Origin of the sequence: Streptomyces cupreus, assembly GCF_014257025.1 — a bacterium.
Classification (GTDB): Bacteria; Actinomycetota; Actinomycetes; order Streptomycetales; family Streptomycetaceae; genus Streptomyces; species Streptomyces cupreus.
Window position 1 is genome coordinate 1 of record NZ_JACMSF010000129.1, and the last position, 5,743, is coordinate 5,743.

Annotated in this window: 6 protein-coding genes; 1 reads left to right on the forward strand and 5 read right to left on the reverse strand. The window is 71.1% G+C overall.

Annotation, left to right across the window (positions count from 1 at the left end; all coding sequences use genetic code 11):
- Nucleotides 1–141: 141 nt before the first annotated feature.
- A complete protein-coding gene (locus tag H4N64_RS43605; RefSeq protein ID WP_186288173.1) occupies nucleotides 142–1,383 on the forward strand; it encodes a cytochrome P450 family protein in 1,242 nt (413 codons plus the stop codon).
- Here the strand turns inward: H4N64_RS43605 and H4N64_RS43610 are convergent, their stop codons facing one another.
- The 5 genes from H4N64_RS43610 to H4N64_RS43630 are packed head-to-tail and all read right to left on the reverse strand — an operon-like array spanning nucleotide 1,384 to nucleotide 5,404.
- Nucleotides 1,384–2,742 carry a cytochrome P450 family protein gene (locus H4N64_RS43610; RefSeq protein WP_186288174.1) on the reverse strand — a complete coding sequence of 453 codons (1,359 nt, stop codon included), beginning with the start codon at nucleotides 2,740–2,742 and terminating at the stop codon, nucleotides 1,384–1,386.
- Nucleotides 2,739–3,341 (reverse strand): GTP-binding protein, encoded by a 603-nt coding sequence (locus tag H4N64_RS43615; RefSeq protein WP_186288175.1) that lies wholly within the window; start codon nucleotides 3,339–3,341, stop codon nucleotides 2,739–2,741. Before H4N64_RS43615 ends, H4N64_RS43610 begins: the two co-directional genes overlap by 4 nt.
- Nucleotides 3,319–3,678 (reverse strand): DUF742 domain-containing protein, encoded by a 360-nt coding sequence (locus tag H4N64_RS43620; RefSeq protein ID WP_186288176.1) that lies wholly within the window; start codon nucleotides 3,676–3,678, stop codon nucleotides 3,319–3,321. The genes H4N64_RS43615 and H4N64_RS43620 overlap by 23 nt, the downstream gene beginning before the upstream one ends.
- Entirely contained in the window at nucleotides 3,675–4,088 is a 414-nt protein-coding gene (locus H4N64_RS43625; RefSeq protein WP_186288177.1) for a roadblock/LC7 domain-containing protein, read from the reverse strand. The genes H4N64_RS43620 and H4N64_RS43625 overlap by 4 nt, the downstream gene beginning before the upstream one ends.
- Nucleotides 4,085–5,404, reverse strand: a complete 1,320-nt coding sequence (locus tag H4N64_RS43630) for an ATP-binding protein (RefSeq protein ID WP_186288178.1) — start codon at nucleotides 5,402–5,404, stop codon at nucleotides 4,085–4,087. The genes H4N64_RS43625 and H4N64_RS43630 overlap by 4 nt, the downstream gene beginning before the upstream one ends.
- Between the last annotated feature and the right edge of the window lie 339 nt (nucleotides 5,405–5,743).

Here is a 5,743-nt window from a genome sequence, read left to right on the forward strand (position 1 = left end):
ACGGAAGCGGACCGCCGACTTGCGGCCGGGCGCAGAGAAGTTGTCGCCGTGCGCAGCACATGCCGAGGGCCCTCGCCCGGACACGCTACGTCCAAGTAGCTTTACCGGTCGTATTGATGAGCCAGCGCCAGGGAGGCTGCCATGGGACACCCCCGCCCCTTAGTGATCGACCCGACCGGCCGCGACATCCACGGCGAGGCCGCCCGGATCCGCGAGCGCGGACCGGTGACCCTCGTCGAACTGCCCGACGGCGTCCAGGCCTGGGCCGTCAGCAGTCCCGACCTCCTCAAACGTCTGCTCACCGACCCACGCGTCTCCAAGGACCCGCGTCGGCACTGGCCCCGGTGGATCAACGGCGAGATCGCCCCGGAATGGCCGCTGTTCACCTGGGTCGCGGTGCAGAACATGTTCACCGCCTACGGAGGCGAGCACAAACGGCTGCGCGCCCTGGTCTCCAAGGCCTTCACCGCACGGCGCACCGCGGCGCTCCAACCTCGCATCGAGGAGATCACCGCGGCCCTGCTCGACCGCATCGAGGAGGCCGGACGGCACGGCCAAGTCGTCGATCTGCGCGAGGAGTTCTGCTATCCGCTGCCGATCCGGGTGATCAGCGAACTCTTCGGCCTGCCCGAGGAACAGAGTGCGGAGCTACGGGCCGTCGTGGACGGCGTCTTCCACACCTCCGCCACCCCGGAGGAAGTCACCGACAACTACGCACGGCTGTACGCGGCGCTGGGCGAACTCGTCGCCCTCAAGCGGCAATCGCCGGGCGACGACCTGACCTCCGCGCTCATCGCAGCCCGTGACGACGGCGACGCCCGACTGAGCGAGCAGGAGCTGCTCGACACCCTGGTGCTCATGGTCAGCGCCAGCCACGAGACCACGGTCAACCTGATCGACAACGCCATCCACCTCCTGCTGACCCATCCGGACCAGCTCGCCCACGTCCGCTCCGGCCGCGTCCTGTGGGAGGACGTGGTCGAGGAGGCGCTGCGCGTGGAGGCGCCCGTCGCCAGCCTGCCGCTGCGGTATGCCGTCGAGGACCTGAAGATGAGCGAGTTCGGCGGCCCGGACGACGTGGTGATCGTCAAGGGCGAGGCCATCCTCGCCGCGTACGCGGCCGCCGGACGTCACCCGGGCAAGTACGGCGAGGACGCCGACCGCTTCGACGTCGCCCGCGCCGACAAGGAGCACCTCGCCTTCGGCCACGGCGTGCACTTCTGCCTGGGCGCCCCGCTGGGCCGGCTGGAGGCCCACATCGCGCTCCGGGCCCTCTTCGACCGCTTCCCCGGCCTCCGACTCGTCGTTTCCCAGGACGAGTTGGAGCCGGTCGACTCCTTCATCTCCAACGGCCACCGCTCCCTTCCGGTCCGCCTGTCCTGATCACTCGCCACGCCACCACGCCAGCAGCCGGGCGGCCCATCCACGCCGTACGCGACCGGCCTCGGGCACCTCGGACGGCCGGGGCGCCGACGCGGCGCTCTCCACGGGCGGCTCGTCGTCAGCCGTGGGCGGGGTGACGGCGGTCGGCGGGAACATCACCGGCAGTGCGGCCAGCGCGCGGTGGAAGGGGCCCGGCCGCCAGGCCAGTTCCTCGACGGGTACGGCGAGTTCGACGTCGGGAAGCCGGTCGAGCAGCTTCTCCACGGCCACCGCGGCGATCAGCCGGGCCGGACTCTGCGCCGGGCAGTTGTGCGGGCCCGCGCTCCATGCCAAGTGGGCGCGGTTGCCCGCACGCTGATCGGTCGTCAGGGACGGGTCCGTATTCGCCGCGGCGAGACTGACCACGAGCGGATGACCCGCCCGCAGCAGCACCCCTTCGTGGACGACGTCGTGGACCGGGTAGTGCACGGCGTAGTTGGCCATGGGCGGGTCGGTCCACAACACCTCGTCGAGGGCGTCCTCCACCGGCAGGCTGCCGCCCGAGAGGCTGCCCGCGAACCGGTCGTCGGACAGCAGCAGCCGCAGGCTGTTGGCTATCAGGTTCTGCTGCGGCTCGGTGCCCGCGCCCATGAGCAGAACGAGGGTGTGCACCATCTCCTCGTCAGTGAGACCGGCGGAATGTGCCATGAGCCAGGACGTCACATCCGGTCCGGGCCGGCGGCGCTTCAGCGTGACGAGGTCCAGCAGGGTCGTCGCGAGCAGTTCATTGGCCTGCTCGGCGTCGACTCCGTCGAAGATCCCGGACATGCCCCGCACCAGCCGCTCGCCGTAGTCGGCCGGGCAGCCGAACAGGCGGTTGAACACCAGCAGGGGAAGCACCTGGGCGTACTCGCCGAGCAGATCCGCCTGTCCGGCCGGGGCGATGCGGTCGATGAGGGTGTCCGCGCTCGCCTCGACGTGGCCGCGCAACGTGGCTGGGTCGACCCGGGCCAGGCTGTCCGTGATCGCGCCGCGCAGCCTGCGGTGTTCCGCACCGTCGGTCCACAGCGCGTTCGGCCGGTACATCATCATCGGCACGACCGGGCTGTCCGTGGGGACGGTGCCGTCTGCCAGGTCCTTCCAGCGGCGGGGGTCCTTGGAGAACGTCTCGGTGCTGCGCAGCACGTGCAGGGCGGCGTCGTATCCGACGACAAGCGAGGCCCGCACCCCGGGCGCCAGCTCGACCGGCGCGATCGGGCCGACCTCACGCAGCCGCCGGTAGACGGCGGCCGGATCGGCGGCGAACTCGGGCCCGTGCAGGGACTCGTGCGCGGGGCAGCCCGGCGGCGGGACGGGCGGTACGGGGGATGCGGAGGTCACGCGTGCTCCAAGTGGCCGGTGCGGTTGAGGAGGTACTCGACGAGGCTGATGAGAGCCCGCGTGGACGAGACACGGTCGCGGGCGTCGCAGCGGACGAGGGGGGTTTCGGGCAGCAGGTCCAGGGCCTCGCGCACCTCGTCGAGCTGGTGCCCGGCAGCGCCGGGGAACTGGTTGAGGGCGACCGCGTACGGCAGTCCGTGCTCCTCCAGCACGCCCATGACCTCGAACGACTGGCTGAGACGGCGGGTGTCGGCGAGGACGAGCGCGCCGAGCGCGCCCTGGGTCATGTCCTGCCACAGCCTGGTGAAGCGCTGCTGGCCCGGGGTGCCGAAGAGGTAGAGCACCAGGCGGTCGTTGAGGGTGAGCCGGCCGAAGTCGAGGGCGACCGTGGTGGTCGTCTTGTCCCGCATGCCCGCCAGGTCGTCGACCAGGGCGCCGGCCTCGGTCATGACCTCCTCGGTGCGCAGCGGCCGGATCTCGGAGAGCGTGCCGACGAACGTGGTCTTGCCGACCGCGAAGTGGCCCACGATCAGTAGCTTGACCGCCGTCTGCACACTGGGCCGCAGGTAGACGTCGTCAGAGGCGGGCGCGGAGTCCATCGAGCACCTCCTGGAGGATTCGGGCGTCGGTCGGCCGGGCGGCGGGAATCGGCGCGCGGGTGACGATGTGGCCGCTGTCCATGAGGTCGGCGATCAGCACTTTGGCCACGCCCACCGGAAGCGACAGATGGCCGGCCACCTCGGCCACGGACAGGGCTCCGGGCCGGCACAGCTCCATGAGCCTGCGCTTTTCCGGATTGAGGCCGGTCAGCGGCAGATCGTCGGTCGCGATCAGCAGGGTGACCAGGTCGAGAGTGTTGCGGGTGGGGTGGGCGCGGCCGTCGGTGACGACGTACGACCGCACCAGCCGGTCTGCGGGGCGGCGCCGGCTAGTCATGCCGGGCTGCCGGTGTCCTGCCGGGCGGGGCTGGTCAGCTCCTTGCCGAGCCGGTCGACGAGTTTGTGCATACGGTAGGTGACCGCCTCCATGTCGACGTCCTCGCCGGTGGAGACCGCGAGGTAGGCGCCCTCGCCGGCGGCGACCAGGAAGACGTAGCCGTGGGCGAACTCGATCAGGGTCTGCCGCCACGGGGTGTGCGGGGTGCCGCAGAACTCGGCCGTGCTGCGACTGATCGACTGGACGCCGGACAGGCCCGCGGCCAGCCGTTCGGCGTCGTCCCGGTCGATGTCCTTGGAGAAGGCGCGGAGCATGCCGTCGGCGGAGAGCAGGATCGCGTGACGCGCCCGCGGAACCTTCAGCACCTCGTCCAGCATCCAGCCCAACGTGTTGTTGGTGGGCCCGGTCATTCGTGGCTGTTCCCTTCATCGTCGTGGAGCGTGTGCCGGGCGGCCCTGCCGGAGCTGGTGCCGCGTGCGAAGGCGCCCATGCGCCGGGCGTTCTCCTCTGCCGAGCGGCCGCCGACCTCGTCGGCCGGTACGGGCTCCGCGGCCGGTCGCCGTGCGGAGCGGCGACGGCGCCTGGGCAAGCCTCCAGGCGTGGTCGCCTCTGCGGGTTCCGGATCGGGATCGGGTTCGGGGTCGAGTTCAGGGTCGGGGTCGGGGACGACCTGATCGGCGGTGGGATCTGCGAGGGGCGTGGTCCCTGGCGCGGCCGCCTGGACGGAGTCCAGGTGCGTGAGCAGGGCGGCCGGCAGGAACACCACGGCGCGTACACCGCCGTACGGGGAGAGCGTGTCCACGGAGACACTGAACCCGTAGCGCTCGGTGAGCGCCCCGATGACGGCGAAGCCGAAGCGGGGCGGGTCGCCGAGCCGGGTGATGTCCACCGCGTGGGTGCCTGCGAGCAGTTCGGCGGCGTGCTCGGCCGCCCGGCCGTCCATGCCGACCCCGGCGTCGTCGATCACGACGCAGGCGCCGTTGTGCACTGTCTGGACGGTGACCTCGACGGTCGTGCCCGGCTGGGAGTGACGTGCCGCGTTGTCGAGGAGTTCGGCGACCGCGAGCACCACCGGCTCGACCGCCCGGCTCTGTACGGCGATGTCGACCTCGCCGTTGATACGGATGCGCCGGTAGTCGCGGATGCGGGAGGTGGCGCCGCGTACGACCTCGACGAGCGCGGAGGTGACGCGCTGGCGGCCCGGCCACGAGCCGCACAGCACGGCGATGGCCTGGGCACGGCGGCCGAACTGGGCGTTGGCGTGGTCGATTTCGAGCAGGTCGCGCAGCACGCCGGGGTTGTCGTGGCGGTCCTGCATCTCGGCGATGGACACCTGCTGTTCGTTGGCCAGGCCCTGGATGGAGCGCATCGACGCCTTCAAGGCGGCTTTCGCCGACTGGTCGGCGCGCGAGCGGGCGTGCTCGACGGCGCCGGCGAACCGTTCCAGGACGGCGTCGAGGCATTTCCCGAACTCCGTGTCGGCGAGCCGGTCGTCGAGCAGACCGACGGCCGGGACCTGCTCGTGGGGTGCGTCGTCCAGGGCCGGCAGCCGGGCCGAGACGAGGTGGCGGAGTTCCTCGTCCCGGGCCCGCAGGCCGTCCCTCAGTTCAGCGTTGCCTCTGCGCTGCCGTGCGGTGATGCCGCGTTCGCGCACCAGTAGCACGGCGACGGCGATCAGGCCCACGGCCAGGCACCAGAACACCGCCTCCGGTATCCGTTCCGTCATCAAGTCCTCACAGCTGGTGGCGGGTCGACGGGCGCACGACGGTAGTGGGGCGTCCGGGTGCGCACTTGTTCGGGCGCGCAAGGAAGTTGCCGTGGGACGCAGGCGCGTTCGTGGGACCGCCCGATCGCGACAGGCTTGCCTCCGGCATAGGCCAATGAGGCTGGGGCGAGTTCCGGAAACCGATTGCTGGTCCCTAGTCTGCGCTGGGTAACAGCCCTCGGGCACAGGGGAGTTCCGAGCTGCTCTCAAGGCCGTTCGGGACACATCGCAGCGGAGGGGATGCGTTGTCCACGGGAAGCTATGTCGTGGAGACGACGAGGACTGCCGAGGTCGCGGCAG

Coding starts and splice junctions, on each gene's coding strand:
- H4N64_RS43605 (WP_186288173.1), top strand. CDS start 142: ATGGGACACCCCCGCCCCTTAGTGATCGACCCGACCGGCCGCGACATC.
- H4N64_RS43615 (WP_186288175.1), bottom strand. CDS start 3,341: ATGGACTCCGCGCCCGCCTCTGACGACGTCTACCTGCGGCCCAGTGTG.
- H4N64_RS43620 (WP_186288176.1), bottom strand. CDS start 3,678: ATGACTAGCCGGCGCCGCCCCGCAGACCGGCTGGTGCGGTCGTACGTC.
- H4N64_RS43625 (WP_186288177.1), bottom strand. CDS start 4,088: ATGACCGGGCCCACCAACAACACGTTGGGCTGGATGCTGGACGAGGTG.
- H4N64_RS43630 (WP_186288178.1), bottom strand. CDS start 5,404: ATGACGGAACGGATACCGGAGGCGGTGTTCTGGTGCCTGGCCGTGGGC.